Below are 19004 nucleotides of genomic sequence, written 5' to 3' on the forward strand. Positions count from 1 at the left end.
CACGCCGATGGGTCGACCTTGGCCATGCGTTCGATGCGTAGCCGGTAAGGGACCTCGCACCCCGTAGACTGGTGGATCGGCCCGCGCACCTTCGCGGACCTGTCGCCCACCCTCACGTACGGGAAGTCGCAACGTGTCGCTCACGATCGGAATCGTCGGTCTGCCCAATGTCGGCAAGTCGACCCTGTTCAACGCCCTGACCAAGAACGACGTGCTCGCGGCCAACTACCCGTTCGCCACGATCGAGCCCAACGTGGGCGTGGTCGGTGTCCCCGACGCCCGGCTGACCAAGCTGGCCGAGATCTTCGGCTCGCAGCGCGTGCTTCCGGCGACGGTCGACTTCGTCGACATCGCGGGCATCGTGAAGGGCGCCTCGGAGGGCGAAGGGCTGGGCAACAAGTTCCTCGCGAACATCCGTGAGTCGGACGCGATCTGCCAGGTCATCCGTGCCTTCAAGGACGAGAACGTCGTGCATGTCGACGGCAAGGTCTCGCCCAAGGACGACATCGAGACGATCAACACCGAGCTGATCCTCGCGGACCTCCAGACCATCGAGAAGGTCCTGCCGCGCCTCCAGAAGGAGTCGCGCATCAAGAAGGACATCGCTCCCAAGGTCGCGGCGGTCGAGGCGGCGAAGGAGATCCTGGAGAAGGGCGACACGCTCTTCTCGCAGGGCATCGTCCAGGGCTCCGGCAACGAGGAGCTCCTGCACGACCTCCACCTCCTGACCACCAAGCCGTTCCTCTACGTCTTCAACGTGGACGAGGACGAGCTGGTCGACGAGGACTTCAAGGCCGAGCAGCGCACCCTGGTCGCCCCCGCCGAGGCGATCTTCCTCAACGCCAAGCTGGAGGCGGACCTCGCCGAGCTCGACGAGGAGGACGCCATGGAGCTCCTGGAGTCGGTGGGCGCCGAGGAGCCGGGCCTCGCCACCCTCGCCCGCGTCGGCTTCGACACCCTCGGTCTGCAGACCTATCTGACGGCCGGCCCCAAGGAATCCCGCGCCTGGACCATCAAGAAGGGCGACACCGCCCCCGAGGCCGCCGGAGTCATCCACACCGACTTCCAGAAGGGCTTCATCAAGGCGGAGGTCATCTCCTTCGAGGACCTCGTCGACACGGGCTCGGTCGCCGAGGCCCGCGCCAAGGGCAAGGCCCGCATGGAGGGCAAGGACTACGTCATGCAGGACGGCGACGTGGTGGAGTTCCGCTTCAACGTGTAGCCGGTGACGTACCGCCACGTGGGCGGCCGCCTGGCAAATTTGCAGGTCAGTAGGGGCCCGACTCTTCGGAGTCGGGCCCCTGCGTTTTTCCCGTGCGCCCCTGAGGGCGATCCACTAGGTCGCGTGAATGAAGTAAGATTCAATCTACGTAATAATGCATCTACGGTTCCCCCTGGAGTGTGTCGTGGAGTTCCAAGGTCGGGTCGGGGATCTTGAACTGCTGGACGAGCAGTACCGGACCGCGGAAGAGGGTGTCGGTGCCACACGGGGGCGGGCCGTGATCATGACGGGCCGTCGCCGAGTGGGGAAGTCACGGCTGGTCCAGGAGTTCTGCGATCGCTCGGGAGCGCCGTACGTGGTGTTCCAGGCGACCCGGGGGCGCAACCCTGTGACGGAACGTGCCGAGTTCGCCGCGACCCTCGCGCAGTCGCTGTTGCCAGGGGTGGAACTGGTCGCCGGCCTTCAGCCGCAGGACTGGAACCAGGCCCTGCGCGCGCTTGCGCTCGCGGTGCCCGACGACTCTCCCAGCATTGCGGTGATCGACGAGGTGCCCTGGCTGGTCGAGCAGGATCAGGAATTCGAGGGCGCACTCCAAACCGTCTGGGACCGGCACCTTTCGTCCAAGCCCGTACTTCTGCTGTTGGTGGGCAGCGATACATCCGTGATGGAGGCGCTGCAGTCGTATGGGCGCCCGTTTTTCGGCCGTGCGGCGAAGATGACCGTCCGTCCCCTGAACCTGGCCGACGTGCAGGACATGACGGAACTCGACGCCGCGGCGGCCGTCGATGCCCAGTTGATCACTGGTGGATTCCCCGAGATCGTGCAGTCGTGGAGGCCGGGAATGGACCGCACGGCCTTCTTGCAGGCGTCGGTCGCCAATCCCCTCTCGCCCTTGCTGGTGGCCGGTGAGTTGTCCCTGCTGGGTGAATTCCCCGAGGCCTCACACTCACGGGCCGTACTGGAAGCGGTTGGCAGCGGTGAGCGCACGTTCAGCACCATCGCGGCCCAGGCGGGCGGCGCCGGCGCACTGCCGTCGGGCACGCTCTCCCCGCTACTGGCCATGCTGCAGGCCAAGCGAGCCCTGGCCGCCGATCTCCCCCTGTCCGTCAAGCCGGACACCAAGAACAAGCGTTATCGGATCGCCGACCCGTATCTGCGGTTCTGGCTGGCCTTCCTGGCACGTGCGATCCCGCTCATCGAGCGTGGCCGCGGTGACCTGGCGCTGGAACGTATCGAGCGGTCGTGGACCACTTGGCGCGGACGAGCGGTCGAGCCGCTGATCCGCGAGTCCCTGCTGCGTCTGATGCCCAACGACGAGTGGCCCGAGACCGAGGCCATCGGCGGTTGGTGGAACCGTCAGAACAACCCCGAGATCGACCTCGTCGGTACGGACAGTGAGCCGGTGGCTCGGCAGGTCCACTTCGTCGGCTCGGTCAAGTGGCTTGAGACCCAGCCCTTCGGGCGCCATGACTACGACGCCTTGGTGCGTGACATGCTCGCCGTCCCCGGCACCGCCCCGCACACTCCCCTCGTGGCGGTCTCCCGCTGTGGGGTGGCCGGTGATCTGCCCCTCAACGCGTGCTGGGGGCCGGACGACCTCGTACGGGCGTGGCGGCCCCGATAGCCGCGGAGCGGCAATGCGCGTCATCTCGTACGGGAAAAGCTTCGAAACATTCGGGCGAAATAATTCGATCGATGGATCTTGACCCTTCGCCCTTCCCTCGCAACCTCTCGCCGTGAATCGTTCAAGAGGGCATGTGAGCTGCGCAAGCTCGCCTGATTCCCGGTGCGGCTAGGCAGCGAATATTTCGCATCCGATAACGAAACTATTGACAGTTGGCAGGGGCAGGCCAACACTTTTCGTCGTTGGCAGGGCTCAACACTGTCGATGCGGGCCGCCACCGTGGCCGTGTCGCGCGACGGCGAGCACGGCCGCCGTCGTCACATGCTCAGCGACAGATCGCCCAGGCGCGCGTCACGTTGCCCGGTCTCCATCGGCCTCTCGAGGACGAGGAGGAAGCACCCCCATGAACGACGCACCCGCACGCCCGACGAACCACAGACGCGGCCGGTTCAGGATGTTCGCCGGCAGTGCCTGCACCCTGCTGCTGGTCGTTCTGGCGGCGATGACCCTGCCCGGCACCGCGAGTGCCGACACGGTCGTCACCACGAACCAGACCGGCACCAACAACGGCTACTACTACTCGTTCTGGACCGACACCCAGGGGTCGGTCTCGATGAACCTCGGCTCCGGCGGCAACTACAGCACCTCATGGAGCAACACCGGCAACTTCGTCGCCGGCAAGGGCTGGAGCACGGGCGGTCGCCGGAGCGTGACGTACTCGGGCACCTTCAACCCGTCCGGCAACGGCTATCTGTCGCTGTACGGATGGACGTCGAACCCGCTCGTCGAGTACTACATCGTCGACAACTGGGGCACCTACCGGCCCACGGGAACGTACATGGGCACCGTCACCAGTGACGGCGGCACGTACGACATCTACAAGACCACGCGGTACAACGCCCCCTCCGTGGAAGGCACGCGCACCTTCGATCAGTACTGGAGCGTCCGGCAGACAAAGCGGACCGGCGGCACCATCACCACCGGCAACCACTTCGACGCCTGGGCCCGCGCCGGGATGCCCCTGGGCAGCTTCACCTACTACATGATCCTCGCCACCGAGGGTTACCAGAGCAGCGGGAACGCCAACATCACGGTGGGCGACGCGGGTTCGGGCGGTGGTGGCGGCAGCAGCGGCTGCAACGCGACCCTGTCGGCCGGCCAGCAGTGGGGGGACCGGTACAACCTCAACGTCTCGGTGAGCGGCTCCAGCAACTGGACCGTGACGATGAACGTGCCGTCCCCGGCGAAGGTCCTCTCCACCTGGAACATCGCCGCCTCCTATCCGAGCAGCCAGGTGCTGACCGCGAAACCCAACGGCAGCGGCAACAACTGGGGCGTCACCATCCAGCCGAACGGCAACTGGACCTGGCCCACGGTCTCCTGCACCGCGACCTGACGCCCGAACCCCCGATGCTGGAGGACCACTTCGCATGAGACACGGACCACGCAACTCGTTACGCTCCCTGGTCGCCAGGCCGGCCGTCGTCGCCCTGGCCGCCGCGAGCACCCTCGCCGTCGACGCGGCCGCCCCGGCGCAGGCCGCGACCTGCGGCGGGTATGTCGGGCTCACCTTCGACGACGGCCCGTCCGCCAACACGCCCAACCTGCTCAACGCGCTGAAGCAGAACGGTCTTCGGGCCACGATGTTCAACGAGGGCCAGTACGCGGCCTCCTACCCCTCGCAGGTCAAGGCACAGGTCGACGCCGGTATGTGGGTCGGCAACCACAGCTACACCCACCCCCACCTGACGGCACAGAGCCAGGCGACGGTCGACTCGGAACTCTCCCGGACCCAGCAGGCCATCGCGAGTGCGGGCGGCGGCACACCCAAGCTCTTCCGCCCACCGTACGGCGAGACCAACGCGACGGTGAAGGCGGTCGAGGCCAAGTACGGCCTGACGGAGATCATCTGGGACGTCGACTCGCAGGACTGGAACGGCGCGAGCACCGACGCGATCGTCCAGGCGGCCGGTCGGCTCACCAACGGCCAGGTCATCCTCATGCACGACTGGCCGGCCAATACGCTCGCGGCGATCCCGCGAATCGCACAGGGCCTGGCCGCCCGCAGTCTGTGCGCCGGAATGATCTCCCCGCAGACCGGCCGGGCCGTGGCCCCCGACGGCGGCGGCACCGGCGGCACTTGCATCACGACCCTGTCCGCGGGTCAGCAGTGGAGCGACCGCTACAACCTCAACGTCTCGGTCTCCGGCTCCAGCAACTGGACCGTGACGATGAACGTCCCCACCCCCGCGAAGATCATCGCGACCTGGAACATCAGCGCCTCCTACCCGAACAGCCAGGTGCTGACCGCGAAACCCAACGGCAGCGGCGACAACTGGGGCGTCACCATTCAGCCGAACGGCAACTGGACCTGGCCCACGGTCTCCTGCACCGCGACCTGACCGGTCGATCGCCGCACGCTTGGTGACTCATGCGAGTGGGCGGGTCGGAAGGGGTCGGGCTCCATGGAGTCCGACCCCTGCTGTGTTCCCGTGCCGACTCGGTGCCGACTTCTATGCGTGCCGGGGCGGGGTGGGCTTGTCGAGGTCCAGGCTGATCTCGAAGGGCACGCGGCGCTCCAAGGTGCCCCGGAAGATACCGGCGGGTGCGTAGGAGCGGGTCGGCTTGTCGAGTTCGTAGACGTGGACGACGGGGGCACCGTCCTCTTCCTCGACGCACCAGTAGTGCTGGATGCCCGCTTCCGCGTACTTGCGGAGCTTTACGGTGCGATCACGGTGGGCGGATTCGGGGGACACCACCTCGACGACGAGCTTCACGTCCTCCGGGGCGTACCAGGTGCGGTCCGGGTCGTAGGGCAGGTCCGTCAGCAAGAGGTTCGGCTCGGGGCGGTTGCGGGCGTCGAGGCGGATCGTCATTTCCCGCTCGACCTCGAAGCCGTCCGGCGCCTGCGCCATGAGCGTGGTGGTCAGGGCGGTGACAAGGCGGCCGTGCTAGGCCCGCTGGGGCGACATCATGAAGACGAGGGCTCCGTCGATCAGCTCGGTATGGCGGGGTGCCTCGGGGAGGCGGTCGAGGTCCTCCGCGAACCAGCCTTCCAAGCGCGGCGGGCGCATCCAGTCGGGCAGTGCGGTCATGGCTCAACCGTAGCGATTCGATCCCGCCCGAGCCGTGAGACCGTCAACGAGGTGATCGACCTTCCTGGCCGATGACGTAGGGGCTTGCCTCCGTCGGCGTACCCGGAGGCGGGCCGGGCTGTCGGTGGTGGGCAGTAATGTCGGGCCGATGGGGAAACGTGAGCGGAGTCTGCTCGCCGAGGGCGTCGGACTGCACGAGGCCGCGCGGGGTGTGCTCGCCGATCACGCCCGCGCGCTCGACGCGGTGCGCGCGGCGCTGGCACCGATCCATGCCGAACTCGTCGGCAAGGAGCTGGAGTCCATCCCCGTCTCCCGGCTGAAGGACGTCACCGAGGGGCGGCTGCGGCTCGGGGCGCTGGAGACGGCCGGGTTCGCGTCGGTGCGGGCGGTGTACGAGGCGGGGCGGTACGAGCTGCGCCGGCTGCCGGGGGTGGGCGCGCAGACCGCCGACCGTGCCCTCGCGGCGGCCCGGCAGCTCGCGCGGGCGGTGGAGGAGACCGTCTCCGTACGGATGGACGTCGACCGGCCCGAGCCCCGCACGACCGCCCTGGTGATCGCGCTGCGCACCCTCGTCGAGGCCGGTCCCGAGCTGCGCCGGGCCGTGGACGCGGCGACGCGGCTCGACGAGCGGCTCGGGGCGCTGCTGCCCGCGGCCAGGCCCGCCGGCGGACGGCTGGGGATGGTGCTCGCGGGGCGGGAGCGTCGACGGAGCGCGCTCGACGCGGTCGCCGAACTGCGCGAGCTGACCGCCGACGCCGGCGCCCGTGACGTACGCCTGCTGCTCGCGCAGGCCTCGACCGACCTGCTGCGGACGCCCGCCTCCGAGATCGAGGCGTGGGTCGACTTCGAGTTGCGCTCCGCGGAGTACTACAGCCAGCTCGCGGAGGTCTGCGAGCACCGTTCGGACGTGGCGGCCGCCGAGGGCTTCCTGCCGTCGGAGGTCGCCGAGCGGGTGCACGCCCAGACGCTGGACGACACCCGGCGCCGAGTCTCGTTGCGCGGCTACCAGGACTTCGGCGCCCGGTTCGCGCTCGCCCAGCGCCGGGTCGTCCTCGGCGACGAGATGGGGCTCGGCAAGACCGTGCAGGCCATCGCCGTACTCGCGCATCTCGCGGCGGACGGACACAGTCACTTCCTGGTCGTCTGCCCGGCCAGCGTACTGATCAACTGGACGCGCGAGATCGACGCGCGCAGCACACTGCGGGCCCTGCCGGTGCACGGCGCGGAGCGGCTGGACGCCTACGAGGAGTGGCGGGAGCGCGGGGGCGTCGCGATCACCACGTACGACATGCTGCACCGGCTGCCCGCCCCGGACGGCGAGGGCACGAAGCCGGGGATGGTGGTCGTCGACGAGGCGCACTACGTGAAGAATCCGGACACCCGCCGCTCCCGGGCGGTCGCGGCCTGGACGGGGCAGTGCGAGCGCGTCCTGTTCCTCACCGGGACGCCCATGGAGAACCGGGTCGAGGAGTTCCGCACCCTCGTCCGCTACCTCCAGCCGGCCCTCCTCCCCGCGCTACGGCACACCACCGGGGCCGCCGGCCCGCACGCCTTCCGCAAGTCCGTCGCCCCCGCCTATCTGCGCCGCAACCAGCGCGACGTCCTCACCGAACTGCCCGCGCTGGTGGAGGTCGACGAGTGGGAGGAGTTCAGCGCCGCGGACCGGGAGGCGTACCTCAAAGCGGTCGCGGACGGGAACTTCATGGCGATGCGCCGGGCCGCGTACGCCGACGCGGAGAAGTCCGCGAAGCTGGGGCGACTGCGCGAACTGGTGGCCGAAGCGGCGGAGAACGGCCTGAAGGTGGTGGTGTTCTCCTACTTCCGCGATGTGCTGGCACTGGTCCGACAAGCCTTGGGAGAGGGCGTGTTCGGGCCGGTCTCCGGTGCCGTGCCCGCCGCGCGCAGGCAGCGTCTCGTCGACGACTTCACGGCCGCTCCCGGCCACGCGGTCCTCCTCTGCCAGATCGAGGCCGCCGGAATCGGCCTCAACCTTCAGGCCGCGTCCGTGGTCGTCCTGTGCGAACCGCAGGTCAAGCCCACGATGGAACACCAGGCCGTGGCCCGCGCCCACCGGATGGGCCAGGTCCGCCCCGTCCAGGTGCACCGCCTCCTCGCGACCGACAGCGTCGACCAGCGCCTGCTGCACATCCTCAAGAACAAGACCCGCCTCTTCGACGCCTACGCCCGCCGCAGCGACACCGCCGAACAGAGCCCGGACGCGGTCGACGTCTCCGACAGCGCCCTCGCCCGCCGCATCGTGGAGGAGGAGCAAATACGGCTGGCGGGCGTCGTGGCGCCGGGGCAGGGTGGTGCGCGGGAGCCCTGAGGGACTTGTCTTTCGACGGCCGGCCCCGCGCCTACTCCCGGGCCAGTCCCGTCTTCACGCCCGCCCCGCACAACGGCACCACCGCCGTACGTCCTCCGAGCACCCCCTCCCGTACCGCCGCCCAGCACGCCACTCCCGTCGACTCGACGTACAGACCCCGTGACGCCAAGTCCCGCTGGGCGTGGCGGATCTGGTCCTCCGTCACCGTGAGGAAGGTGCCACCGGAGTCGCGTACGGCGCGCAGGATCTGGCGGGCCCGGGGCGGCCGCGGGATGGCGATGCCCTCGGCGAAGGTGGGGGCCGAAGGGGTGACGCCGACCAGGTCGTCCGCGCCCTCGGCCCAGGCGTGCGCGAGCGGCGCCACCGCGGCGGCCTGGACGGCGTACAGCGCGGGCCGCCGGTCGATGAGCCCCGCCCCGTGCAGCTCGGCGACGGCGAGGGCGGCACCGAGGAGCAGGGTGCCGTTGCCGACGGGGACGACGATCACGTCGGGCAGGCGCCCGCCCAGGTCCTCCCAGAGTTCGTGCACGTACGTCTTCGTACCGTGCAGGAAGTAGGGGTTGAAGACGTGCGAGGCGTAGAAGGTGCCCGGGAGGTCCGCGGCCTCGCGCGCCGCCCGCGCCGTCGCCTCCCGGTCCCCGTCCACGAGGTGCACCCGCGCCCCGTGCGCCTCGATCTGCTCCAGCTTCTTCGGCGAGGTGTCCTCGGGGACGTACACCGTGCAGGGCAGCGTGGCCCGCGCGCAGTACGCGGCGATCGCCGTCCCCGCGTTTCCGCTGCTGTCCGCGATCACCTGCCGTGGCCCCAGCCGAAGTGCCAGCTCGGCCAGCAGGACGGCGCCGCGGTCCTTGAAGGACAGGGTCGGCATCAGGAAGTCCAGCTTGGCCGAGATGCCCCCGCGCAGCTCCACCAGCGGGGTGCGGCCCTCGCCCAGGCTGACCGTGGGCGCGGCGAGCGGCAGGCATTCCGTGTACCGCCACAGTGAGTTCATCCGCCCGGTCAGGGAGGTGAGGGGCGCGGGGGTCGGTGCGAAGTCCAGGTCGAGCGGGCCGCGGCAGACCGGGCAGCACCAGTCGAGCGAGCCACCGGGGACGCGCGTACCGTCCGCCGGGCAGAAGCGATCCGGCAAAGGTGTCATGTGCGCAGGCTATGCGTGCGCCTCGACGTCCTCGGGGAGCGGCTCCGGGTCCGTTTCCGTCCCGTCCCGGCCATGCGGCCCCACTGTGTCGCGCCTACGATGCGCCCAACTGTGCGGCGAACGCATGCCCGTCGTAGTGGCCCTGCGTGCCGGACACGGCTGGTTCCCCGCCGCCGAGAAGCCCGTCGCCACCCTCGTCGACGACGTCGAGGCCTCGCGGAAGGAGTGGACGAAGGCGGCGGCCGTCACGGACGCGGACACCTTCTCCGCCCCCTGCAAGAAGGGCCTGAAGATCATCGACCCGAGGAGGACGGTCACCGCACGCAAGGTTCTGGGCCTCACCACCACCCCGCCGTCGAACGACGGGGGCGGGGGCAGTCGGGGCAACGGGGGAAGCGGTGGCGGTCTGGAGGTGTGACGCGGGCTACAGCGGGGAGAAAGTGCCTGGGTAAAGCCCACGGCGGAGATTGGTAATCACATCGAGTGATTCTTTGGCCTTCGCTTGCATGGCACAACCCACGGTTGCCAGGCTGTAGCTGTCTGTACAACCTGATGGGAGCGGCCAGTGACTTTCGGTGAGCAGCCGGCGTATCTGCGTGTCGCGGGTGATCTCCGCAAGAAGATCGTCGACGGTTCGCTGCCACCGCACACCCGCCTCCCCTCCCAGGCCAGGATCCGCGAGGAGTACGGCGTCTCGGACACGGTCGCCCTGGAAGCGCGCAAGGTGCTGATGGCCGAAGGGCTGGTCGAGGGCCGCTCCGGCTCGGGGACGTATGTGCGGGAGCGGCCGGTGCCGCGCCGGGTCGCCCGCTCCGGGTACCGCCCGGACAGTGGAGCGACCCCTTTCCGCCAGGAGCAGGCCGACCTGGCCGTGCGCGGCACCTGGGAGTCGCACAGCGAGCAGGCCGAGGCGAGCGGCGCGATCGCCGAGCGCCTCTCGATCCGGCCCGGCGACCGCGTGATGTGCACGAACTACGTCTTCCGGGACGCCGGCGAGGCGATGATGCTCTCCACCTCCTGGGAGCCCCTCGCCGTCACGGGCCGCACCCCGGTGATGCTCCCCGAAGAAGGCCCGCTCGGGGGCATGGGCGTCGTCGAGCGGATGGCGGCCATCGACGTGATCGTGGACAACGTCACGGAGGAAGTGGGCGCCCGTCCCGGCCTCGCCGAGGAACTCCTCGCGCTCGGCGGTGTCCCCGGACACGTGGTCGTCGTCATCCAGCGGACGTACTTCGCCTCGGGCCGCCCGGTGGAGACGGCCGACGTCGTCGTACCGGCGGACCGGTATCGCATCGCGTACCACCTGCCCGTGAAGTAGACGTAGGAGTTCACGGGCGGTTGGCGTCCGCCGGGTGGGGACCCCTCGTTCCCGGGCGAGCCGACCACCAAGTGCCCGGCGTGCAGCGTCAGTTGCAATCTGGCCTTTCTCAAATGCCCAGCCCGGAGCGGAGTTCGCGCTGCCTGACGGGCGCACGGAGAGCGCTCGACGGCGCGTTCGTACCCGTGCGCCCCCTCCGTCTTGGCTGGTTGCGTACCTCTTTGTGTAAAGGCGTATTCGCTGCGTGAAGGTTAGGCGTAGGCTCGGGCATATGCGGATTGCGGTTTCGTTAGGGTGCGGGGCACGGCGCGGGCCGGGGGCGGGAAGTGGAGGGGCTCGATGAACGACGGCACGATCACTCTTCCCTGGCTCGTCATACGGCAGGACGACAACGGCAATCGCTACCGCGTCGGCAGGTACGCGACCCGGGCCGAGGCCCAGAAGATCGCGGACAGTCTCGACGACCGCGGCCACAAGCAGCTCTACTGGGTCGAGCGGATCGCGCAGAACGGATCCAAGTGACGGTGTGACGGCCCCGGCTTCGGCGGTCCGACGTCCTGTCCGTGTCCGGCGCGCGCTGCCGTAGGCTCCGGCGCATGGACGAAACGATCGTGGTGGTGGGCGGCGCCCTGCTGCACGACGGACGCCTCCTCGCCGCGCGCCGCAGCGCACCCCCCGAACTGGCCGGGCGCTGGGAGCTGCCCGGCGGCAAGGTGGAACCGGGCGAGGCCCCCGAAGCCGCCCTCGTACGCGAACTGCGCGAGGAACTCGGCGTCACGGCGGAGTCCGTCGAGCGCGTCCCGGGCGAGTGGCCCCTGCGGACGCCGTACGTCCTGCGTGTGTGGACCGCGCGGCTGCTCCCGGGCTCGGCCGACCCCACGCCCCTCGAGGATCACGACGACCTGCGCTGGCTGAGTCCGGACGAGCTCTGGGACGTGGACTGGCTGGACCAGGACGTCCCCGCCGTGAAGGCGGTGCTGCGGCGCTGGGGCGGCCAGGACCTGTCCTAGGCCCTGTCGTCACATTCCCGCCTGCCCCGCGACGCCACGCACGCCCTCTCGCCGACAGGACTTAGGCGCCGACGGGCCGCAGGGTCGGGCGCCGTGCGCCGACTCCTCTCTTTGGGTGACACCGGTGACGTACGGGGTGCGGGCGCGGGCGCCGGTGCGCGGCGCTGTGTGCACGGCTTTCGGGAGCGGGAGAGCGCGAGCCGTGTCCGCGGCTCGAAGTCCCGTACGCCGTTCGTGCCACAGTGCGCCCACATGTGCGGTAAAGCGTCCCGGATATCGGGTATGTGCCCATTAACCCCACGAAACCGGACATGGGTGGGTCCCTGGCCTGGGAAGTGATCGGCGTGATCGACACCGAAGGCGACTGTGCCGAGTGGAGCTTTCCCGCGGAGCCCGGTGCCGTCCGTACCGCCCGTGCCGTCGTCCGGGGCCAGCTGCGCACCTGGGGGCTGGATTCCCTCGGTGATGTGACCGCGCTGCTGGTCAGTGAGCTGGTGACCAACGCGCTGCGGCATGCCGCCGGCCCCATCGGTGTCCGTCTGGTCAGGCCCGGGGGACTGTCGGGCGCTCTCCTCGTGGAGGTCTCCGACCCGTTGCCCGACCCGCCCCGTGAGCGGTCCGCCGACGCGGACGACGAGAGTGGTCGAGGACTGCAACTGGTGGCGGGGTCGTCGCGGCGTTGGGGTACCCGGCCCGGGGACACTGGAAAGACGGTGTGGTTCGAGCTGGGGGTGCCCGGTTGAGGGTGCCGGCGGTGGCCGGTTGGGGGCGTGGACGGTGCCTGGTGGAGGGTGCGGACGGTACCCGGTCGAGGGTGTGGACGGTGCCCGGCTGAGGGGGCGTCGGCTGTCGTGCTGAGGGTGTGTCGGGCGGAGGGTGGGGCGACCGATCGGTTCAGGCCACCAGAGTTGTCCGGAGTCTTTGATTCGATGGGGCGCCACCTGGTTAGAAGACTGGGAGTATGTCGCGGCCGGTCCAAAAACCATCGGGACCGTGCTGTGATCGTGAACACCGTGTTGTGCGGCGCCGTAGTGCTGGATACTGCGGGCAGCCGCCCCCGGTGACCGGTGCCGGACGCGGTGAGCTGGAGGGGACGGTTCGCGTGAGCGAGATACCAGCGAAGGCCACGGAGTCCGAGGACCCGTCGGACGGCGCGAGGGCGGGGGCCGCGGGCGATTCCGCCGTGGCCGGAGCGACGGGCGGGGCGACGGGCGACGCCATGACCCGACCGCGGGGCGACGCGAGAACCGAGCCGACGAACACACCATGGGGCGGCGCGTCCTCCGGACCGAGCGACGCCGCGAGGCCCCGGACGGCGGACGCCTCGACGGGCTCCCGGGCGGGTGATCCGACGGACTTTGGTACGGACGCGGGCGCGGACAACGGCGCGGAGAACGGCGTGGACAGCCGCCGGGTCACGGCCGTGCCGCCTGGTGGAACGCAGGGCGGAGCACCCGTCGTAGCGCCCGGCGAACCGTCCGACGTACCGCCCGTCGAACCGTCCGGCGAACTCATGGGCGACGCGATGTGGCAGAGCAGCCCGCCCGGTTCGATCTACGACTACATCAAGGTCGCCTCGTTCTCCATCGGCGCCGACGGCCTCGTCGACCAGTGGAGCCTGCGTGCCGAGCAGCTCTTCGGGATATCCCCCGAGCGCGCCCTCGGCATGGACCCCATCGAGGCGTTCTTCGAACCCGACCAGCGCGAGCGCGGCCAGCGCAAGATGGCGGAGATCCTGGACGGCCGCGAGTGGACCGGTGTGGTCCCCTTCCGCATGCCGGCCGACGGGGACGGAGAGCCGGGCGCCGAGGGCCTCGCCGAGGTCTATGTGATGCCCACCACGACGGAGGACGGCGAGCGGGCCGCCGTGTGCATCGTCGTGGACGTCCGCACCCTCCGCAGCATCGAGACGGACCTCGCCGCCTCGCAGGCGATTTTCGGTCAATCTCCGTTCGGCTTCCTGCTCATCGACACGGATCTGCGGGTCCGGCGCGCCAACAAGCGGTTCGCCTCGGTGTTCGGCGGAAACGTGGAGAGCCACCGTGGCCGCACGGTCCACGACTATCTGCCGCGTTCCGAGGGCGATCGGGTCGCCGCGACGCTGCGCCGCGTCCTCGAAACCGGCGACTCCATCACGGACATGCACGTCACCGGTTTCATACCCGGCTCCGACGAGCGTCGGCACTGGTCGATCAACCTCTATCGCGTGCACAGCGGTACCGGCCGCCCCATCGGTATCGCCTGGCTCGGAACCGACATCACCAGCCGACGGGCCGCGGCCCGGGAAGCGGCCGCCGCCCGGCGCAATCTCGCTCTTCTGAACGAGGCGGGCGCCCGCATCGGCAACTCCCTCGACCTGGAGACCACCGCGCGCGAACTTCTCGACGTCGTCGTGCCCGGTTTCTGCGACCTCGCCACCGTCGACCTCTACCAGGGCCTGCTGGCGGGCGACGAGACCCCGCGGGCGCTCGCCGACGGCAGCGCGGAGCTGCGTCGGGTCGCCTTCGCCAGCGCCGTGTCCGACGCGCCGTTCATCGGCGGACCGGCCCCCGTGGCCGTGGGCGCCGTCCACCACTACCCGTTCAACTCGCCCTGCGCGGACGCCCTGCGCACCGCCCGCCCCCAGCACGTCCCCGCCGAGGACGGCGGGCTCATCCAGTCCACGCTGGCGGTCCCGATGGTCGCCCACGACACGGTGGTCGGCCTCGCCCAGTTCTCCCGTACGAAGGGCAGCGAGCCCTTCGGCGACCGCGACCGGGCGCTCGCGGTGGAACTCGCGGCGCGGGCCGCGGTCTGCATCGACAACGCCCGCCTGTACCGCCGCGAGCACGAACGCGCGCTGATCCTGCAGCGCTCGCTCCTCCCGCCGGGCGACCCGGAGGCCTCCGGTCTGGACATCGCGTGTCGCTACCTGCCCGGCAACGCGGCCACCGAGGTCGGCGGCGACTGGTTCGACGTCATCGAACTCCCCGGTCACCGCACGGCGTTGGTCGTCGGCGACGTCATGGGGCGCGGTCTGCGGGCGGCGGTCGCCATGGGTGAACTGCGCACCGCGGTGCGCACCCTGGCCCTCCTCGACCTCGAACCCGCCGAAGTCCTCTCGGCGTTGGACGAGATCGCCCGTGGCCTCGGCACCCCCGGCGGAGTCCAGCAGGCCACCCGCGCGGCCCGCCAGCCCCGCGACGCCGACCTCTCCGAGGTGTACCTGGCGACCTGCGTGTACGCGGTGTACGACTCCGTGACCCGCCGCTGCACCTTCGCCAACGCGGGCCATCTGCCGCCGGTGCTGGTCGAACCCGGCGAGAGCGCGCTGATGCTCGACGTGCCGCCGGGCATGCCGCTCGGGGTGGGCGGCGAGCCCTTCGAGGAGGTGGAGGTCGAACTACCCGAAGGCGCACTGTTGGCGCTCTACACGGATGGACTGGTCGAATCGCGCGATCACCCCCTCGACGAGGGTCTGCAGGCCTTCGTCGGCGCGCTCACCGACCCCTCCCGCCCCCTGGAGGACGTGTGCGACCACGTCCTCAACACCCTCGACACCCACCACGGCGAGGACGACATCGCGCTGCTGATGGCTCGCGTCCAGGGGCTGCCCGCCGATTCCGTCGGCGACTGGACGCTGCCGCGCGAGCCGCGCAGTGTGGGGCGGGCCCGTGAGTACGCGCGCACCCAACTCACCGCCTGGGACCTGGAGCCGCTCGTCGACACCGCCGAGCTCCTGGTCAGCGAACTCGTCACCAACGCGCTGCGCTACGGCGAGGGTGAGATCAGACTGCGCCTGCTGCTGGACCGGACCCTCGTGTGCGAGGTGTGGGACGCGGGCCTCGTCCAGCCGCGCCGGCGCCGCGCCCGCGACACGGACGAGGGCGGCCGGGGGCTGCAACTCGTCGGTCTGCTCTCCGCCTCATGGGGCTCGCGGCGGACGCCGCGCGGCAAGACGGTCTGGTTCGAACTCCCGCTCCCGGACGGCGGCACGCCCCTCACGGACCCGGCGGAGGCGTTGCTGAGCCTGTTCTGACGGCACAGTTCCCCCGCGCCCCTTGGGCGGGGCTTCGCCCCGATTCCCCGCCCGGCCGGTGGTTCCTCGGCTGCGAGCCGGTGGGGGCTGCTCGCGCAGTTCCCCGCGCCCCTAAAAAGCAGTAAATGGCCGCCACGCCCCTAAGAAGGCCGCCGCGCTCCTAAAAACCCCCGCGCTCCCCAAAGCCCCCACGCTCCTGAAAGCCCCCCCCGCGCCCTCAGAAGTCCCTGCGCCCGCGTGTCCTCGGTCCGCCGAAGCTCGCCGCGGGGGCGCCGGGCGTGTCGTCGAGCAGGATCCCGCCGAGCACCGCACCGCCGACGCCCGCACCCTCGGGCCCGGCGTACGGATTCCCGTACGCCCGCACGTCCCGCTCCGCGAGCTGCTGGGCCTCCAGAGCGAGCCCATCGGCGCACCGGATGTCGACGAGGGTGCGGGGAGCGAGCGCGAGGTGCCGCTCCGCCTCCGACAGCCGGGTCCGGGCCTCGACCCCGACCGCTCCCCGGTGTGTCGTGACGAAGTCGGAGGCGAGGGCGACGACACTGCGGGCCACCAGGAGCGCGTGGTCGAGGAAGGCCCGGTCGAGGAGGGTCCGGTCGACGGGCACGCGGTCCTCGGCCAGGAGCGGTGTCCCGGCGTCGGCGAGGCGACGGAGGGCGCCGAGGGGGTCGTACGGACGGACGCCGCCCGTGATGTCCCGCCGCACGTCGGCGACGGCCGACGCGGCGTGTGTGATCCGACCGGGCAGCGCACCGACGGCCGGGAGGCCGCGCGCGGCCACGAGCTCGGTGTCCGCGTCACGCAGCGCGCCGGGCAACAAGGCCGTCGCGGAGGAGAGTTCGGAGGCCAGCCGGTCGATACCGGCCACGAAGAGGTCCGCCTGGTCGACGGCGGCCTCGGCGGCCCGCAGATGCGCCGTCGCCCGCGCGCCCTCCCCCCGGTCCAGGGACTGCCGGGACCGGTCCAGGCGGGTGGTGGCGAAGACGAGCCGGTCCTTGGCCTGTTCGACGTTGCCCGCGACGGACAGGGACGCGGAGGGCGCGTACCGCTCGCGCAGTTCGGTGAGCGTCGCCTCCGCGGCCGGGGTGCGCGCGGTGAGCTCCCGGAAGCGGGCCTCCGCCGACTCCAGTGCGGCGGGCAGCGTCCGTTCCAGGGCGCGCAGCAGGTCGAACCCGGGCGCCTCCGCGTCCAGCCGCCGCCCCGCCTCCGCACAGCGGGCGACGATCTCCTCCAGCAGCTGCCGCCTCACGAGGCTGTCGTCCGTCAGGGTGTCGTCCAGCCGCTGCCACAGCCGGAAGGACGCCGTCAGCTCGGAACGCGCGAACGCCAGTGCCTTCGTGTACGGCGCGACGTCCTCCTCCCCGAACCGGTCGGCGGCCCGGCCGAGTTCCTCCGTGCTGCCGCGCACGCAGTCGTCGATCTCGACGAGCAACCGCCCTGCCCGCCGGTCGAGTTCGGCGAACGGCACGGGGTGCGGGGTGCCGCCGCCGGGCGTCGTGCGGGTTCGGGCCCGTCGTGTCCGCCGCACGTACGAGTACGCCGCCAGCGCTCCCGCGGCGACCACCGCGACGAGGGGCAGTACGAGATCTCCGGTGCTCGTCCCACCCCGCCCGGGCGCGTCCCGCACCTCGTCGGCTCCGGCCCGTGCGACGGGCAGCAGCAGCCACCCCACCGCCAGCAGCCCCCCGAGCACGGCATGCGCCACCCGTACGGCTATGTGGGACGTGGCTCGGCGCGACCGGCTTCGGCTCAGGGGCGACGTCACATTTGGGAGCGTATGACCGCTTGCGCCGGGGCGCGACCGGGGGTGCGCCGAGGCGGGGCCGCTTAAGGTACCGGGGATACGGGGGCATACGGAGGGGGCACGGGGGATGGACGAGCAGCGCACGGGGACCGAGGTGGACACGGGGGCGGAGCCGGTCGCGGAGACGCCGGCGACACCGGGCGGGGCGGGGAAGGACAGGGGAGCGGGCGAGGGAGCGGGCACGCCGGAGGACGACGAGGGCCGTACCTCCCCGGGCCGGGTCCCCGCCTGGCTTCGAACGGTGGGCCGGGGCTGGCGGCACCCCCGCCTCCGCTGGCCCAAACGGGTCGCGCTCGCCCTCGTTCTGATGGTGGTCCTCTCCACGCTCGCCACGGGCATCGCCCTGCGGGTCAATTACTCCGGAGATCCGGCCCCCGGTACCCAGACCAGGAACCGCGACGCCCTCTGGATGGGCCACGCCTGGGTGGACGGCCGGAAGAAGGACGCGGACGTCAAGGCGCTCGCGAAGCGGCTGCGGGCGACCGGGATCCGGGATCTGTATGTGCACGCGGGACCGCTGGAGCACGACGGAACCCTGCCCGAGTCGGCGTACCCGAAGGCGCGTTGGCTGGTCGGGGCCGTGCACCGCGAACTGCCCGGTGTCCGTGTCCAGGCCTGGCTCGGCGACGTGCTCGCCACCGAGGGGGAGGTCGGGATGCGCCTGGAACGGGCGGCCACCCGGGCCGCCGTCGTCCGCTCCGCCGGGCAGATCCTCGACGCCGGTTTCGAGGGCGCCCACTTCGACCTGGAGCCCCTGCACTCCGACGACTCGAACTACCTTTCCCTGCTCGACGAGCTGCGCCGCGTCACCCGCGCCCACGACGCCCAGCTCTCCGTCGCCGCCCACCAGATCGACCCGCTCCCGAACCTCCACTCCGTCGTCGACGCCTTCACCGCGCACCCCAAGTGGTGGTCCCAGTCCTTCTTCGGACAGGTCGCCCGCCGGGTCGACCAGATCGCCGTGATGTCGTACGACACGGCGCTTCCGCTGGAGAGCCTGTACGGGGGTTACGTCGCCGAGCAGACCTCCCTCGCCCTCGAAGTCACCCCGAAGTCGACCGACCTGCTGATGGGCCTGCCCTTTTATTACGAGGACAACATGGACCACCACGGCTCCGCCGAGACCGTCGCGGCGGCCGTCCGCGGCACCCGCCTCGGCCTCTCCCGCACCGACCGCACCCGGGAACACTTCGGCGTCGCCCTGTACGTGGACTTCGCCGCCCGGGAGAAGGACTGGACGGCGTACGAGGAAGGCTGGGTCCGATGACCGTCACGCGCAGACCGCTCACGAGGGACGAGCTCGCGGGCCCGCTCCGGCTCCTCGACGGTGACTTCCCGGATCCGGCGTTCATGCGGGCGATCGCGGAACACAGCATGGGGCAGACCCTCACGCTGCTGGAGGACCCCGTGCCATGATCTGAGGGCACGCCTGGTCGGCGCGCTGTGGGGGGA

At 70.8% G+C, this 19004-nt stretch carries 15 protein-coding genes and 1 pseudogene; 13 read left to right on the forward strand and 3 right to left on the reverse strand.

Annotated features, from left to right (window positions below; translation table 11 throughout):
- Nucleotides 1–133 precede the first annotated feature (133 nt).
- The 4 genes from ychF (at nucleotide 134) to FNV62_RS32590 (ending at nucleotide 5248) form a co-directional block, all read left to right on the forward strand.
- Nucleotides 134–1222, forward strand: coding sequence for a redox-regulated ATPase YchF (ychF, locus tag FNV62_RS32575; RefSeq protein WP_054228266.1), 1089 nt, complete (start codon nucleotides 134–136; stop codon nucleotides 1220–1222).
- 184 nt (nucleotides 1223–1406) lie between these two features.
- Nucleotides 1407–2846: an ATP-binding protein gene (locus tag FNV62_RS32580; protein WP_143609132.1), complete on the forward strand. Its 1440-nt coding sequence runs from the start codon at nucleotides 1407–1409 to the stop codon at nucleotides 2844–2846.
- A gap of 454 nt (nucleotides 2847–3300) precedes the next feature.
- Nucleotides 3301–4242: a glycoside hydrolase family 11 protein gene (locus FNV62_RS32585; protein WP_143611446.1), complete on the forward strand. Its 942-nt coding sequence runs from the start codon at nucleotides 3301–3303 to the stop codon at nucleotides 4240–4242.
- A gap of 34 nt (nucleotides 4243–4276) precedes the next feature.
- Nucleotides 4277–5248, forward strand: coding sequence for a polysaccharide deacetylase family protein (locus FNV62_RS32590; RefSeq protein WP_143609133.1), 972 nt, complete (start codon nucleotides 4277–4279; stop codon nucleotides 5246–5248).
- A 111-nt stretch (nucleotides 5249–5359) separates the two neighbouring features.
- Here FNV62_RS32590 and FNV62_RS32595 read toward each other — a convergent pair.
- A pseudogene (locus FNV62_RS32595) lies at nucleotides 5360–5941 on the reverse strand (Uma2 family endonuclease).
- 148 nt (nucleotides 5942–6089) lie between these two features.
- Here FNV62_RS32595 and FNV62_RS32600 point away from each other — a divergent pair.
- Nucleotides 6090–8267, forward strand: coding sequence for a DEAD/DEAH box helicase (locus FNV62_RS32600; protein WP_143609134.1), 2178 nt, complete (start codon nucleotides 6090–6092; stop codon nucleotides 8265–8267).
- A gap of 31 nt (nucleotides 8268–8298) precedes the next feature.
- On the opposite strand, the gene FNV62_RS32605 is transcribed toward FNV62_RS32600, so the two are convergent.
- Nucleotides 8299–9405 carry a threonine synthase gene (locus tag FNV62_RS32605; RefSeq protein WP_097286121.1) on the reverse strand — a complete coding sequence of 369 codons (1107 nt, stop codon included), beginning with the start codon at nucleotides 9403–9405 and terminating at the stop codon, nucleotides 8299–8301.
- 124 nt (nucleotides 9406–9529) lie between these two features.
- On the opposite strand from FNV62_RS32605, the gene FNV62_RS32610 reads away from it, so the two are divergent.
- The 6 genes from FNV62_RS32610 (at nucleotide 9530) to FNV62_RS32635 (ending at nucleotide 15751) form a co-directional block, all read left to right on the forward strand.
- Complete coding sequence (locus FNV62_RS32610) at nucleotides 9530–9823, forward strand: hypothetical protein (RefSeq protein ID WP_143609135.1); 294 nt, start codon at nucleotides 9530–9532, stop codon at nucleotides 9821–9823.
- Between the two features lie 147 nt (nucleotides 9824–9970).
- The gene (locus FNV62_RS32615; RefSeq protein WP_054228262.1) at nucleotides 9971–10723 is read left to right on the forward strand and encodes a GntR family transcriptional regulator; all 753 of its coding nucleotides are present in this window, start codon (nucleotides 9971–9973) and stop codon (nucleotides 10721–10723) included.
- Nucleotides 10724–11062: 339 nt separating this feature from the next.
- Complete coding sequence (locus tag FNV62_RS32620; RefSeq protein ID WP_054228261.1) at nucleotides 11063–11245, forward strand: SPOR domain-containing protein; 183 nt, start codon at nucleotides 11063–11065, stop codon at nucleotides 11243–11245.
- Nucleotides 11246–11319: 74 nt separating this feature from the next.
- Entirely contained in the window at nucleotides 11320–11733 is a 414-nt protein-coding gene (locus FNV62_RS32625) for a (deoxy)nucleoside triphosphate pyrophosphohydrolase (protein WP_143609136.1), read from the forward strand.
- Between the two features lie 311 nt (nucleotides 11734–12044).
- Nucleotides 12045–12476 (forward strand): ATP-binding protein, encoded by a 432-nt coding sequence (locus FNV62_RS32630; RefSeq protein WP_097286123.1) that lies wholly within the window; start codon nucleotides 12045–12047, stop codon nucleotides 12474–12476.
- Nucleotides 12477–12835: 359 nt separating this feature from the next.
- The gene (locus FNV62_RS32635; RefSeq protein WP_225900454.1) at nucleotides 12836–15751 is read left to right on the forward strand and encodes a SpoIIE family protein phosphatase; all 2916 of its coding nucleotides are present in this window, start codon (nucleotides 12836–12838) and stop codon (nucleotides 15749–15751) included.
- Between the two features lie 217 nt (nucleotides 15752–15968).
- Here FNV62_RS32635 and FNV62_RS32640 read toward each other — a convergent pair whose 3' ends face one another.
- Complete coding sequence (locus FNV62_RS32640; RefSeq protein WP_143609138.1) at nucleotides 15969–17513, reverse strand: hypothetical protein; 1545 nt, start codon at nucleotides 17511–17513, stop codon at nucleotides 15969–15971.
- Between the two features lie 106 nt (nucleotides 17514–17619).
- Here FNV62_RS32640 and FNV62_RS32645 point away from each other — a divergent pair, with 106 nt between their 5' ends.
- Both FNV62_RS32645 and FNV62_RS32650 read left to right on the forward strand, forming a co-directional pair.
- The gene (locus tag FNV62_RS32645) at nucleotides 17620–18819 is read left to right on the forward strand and encodes a glycoside hydrolase family 18 protein (protein ID WP_225900455.1); all 1200 of its coding nucleotides are present in this window, start codon (nucleotides 17620–17622) and stop codon (nucleotides 18817–18819) included.
- On the forward strand, nucleotides 18816–18968 hold the full coding sequence (locus FNV62_RS32650) for a hypothetical protein (RefSeq protein WP_164331805.1): 153 nt from the start codon (nucleotides 18816–18818) through the stop codon (nucleotides 18966–18968). Before FNV62_RS32645 ends, FNV62_RS32650 begins: the two co-directional genes overlap by 4 nt.
- The last annotated feature ends 36 nt before the right edge of the window (nucleotides 18969–19004 follow it).

Origin of the sequence: Streptomyces sp. RLB3-17 (assembly GCF_007113425.2) — a bacterium.
In the GTDB taxonomy this organism is placed as follows: Bacteria; Actinomycetota; Actinomycetes; order Streptomycetales; family Streptomycetaceae; genus Streptomyces; species Streptomyces mirabilis_D.

Bases quoted from the DNA above. Each gene is read 5' to 3' on its own strand.
- FNV62_RS32585 (WP_143611446.1), top strand. From the start codon at position 3,301: ATGTTCGCCGGCAGTGCCTGCACCCTGCTGCTGGTCGTTCTGGCGGCG.
- FNV62_RS32590 (WP_143609133.1), top strand. From the start codon at position 4,277: ATGAGACACGGACCACGCAACTCGTTACGCTCCCTGGTCGCCAGGCCG.
- FNV62_RS32600 (WP_143609134.1), top strand. From the start codon at position 6,090: ATGGGGAAACGTGAGCGGAGTCTGCTCGCCGAGGGCGTCGGACTGCAC.
- FNV62_RS32605 (WP_097286121.1), bottom strand. From the start codon at position 9,405: ATGACACCTTTGCCGGATCGCTTCTGCCCGGCGGACGGTACGCGCGTC.
- FNV62_RS32610 (WP_143609135.1), top strand. From the start codon at position 9,530: ATGCCCGTCGTAGTGGCCCTGCGTGCCGGACACGGCTGGTTCCCCGCC.
- FNV62_RS32620 (WP_054228261.1), top strand. From the start codon at position 11,063: ATGAACGACGGCACGATCACTCTTCCCTGGCTCGTCATACGGCAGGAC.
- FNV62_RS32625 (WP_143609136.1), top strand. From the start codon at position 11,320: ATGGACGAAACGATCGTGGTGGTGGGCGGCGCCCTGCTGCACGACGGA.
- FNV62_RS32630 (WP_097286123.1), top strand. From the start codon at position 12,045: ATGGGTGGGTCCCTGGCCTGGGAAGTGATCGGCGTGATCGACACCGAA.
- FNV62_RS32645 (WP_225900455.1), top strand. From the start codon at position 17,620: ATGGACGAGCAGCGCACGGGGACCGAGGTGGACACGGGGGCGGAGCCG.
- FNV62_RS32650 (WP_164331805.1), top strand. From the start codon at position 18,816: ATGACCGTCACGCGCAGACCGCTCACGAGGGACGAGCTCGCGGGCCCG.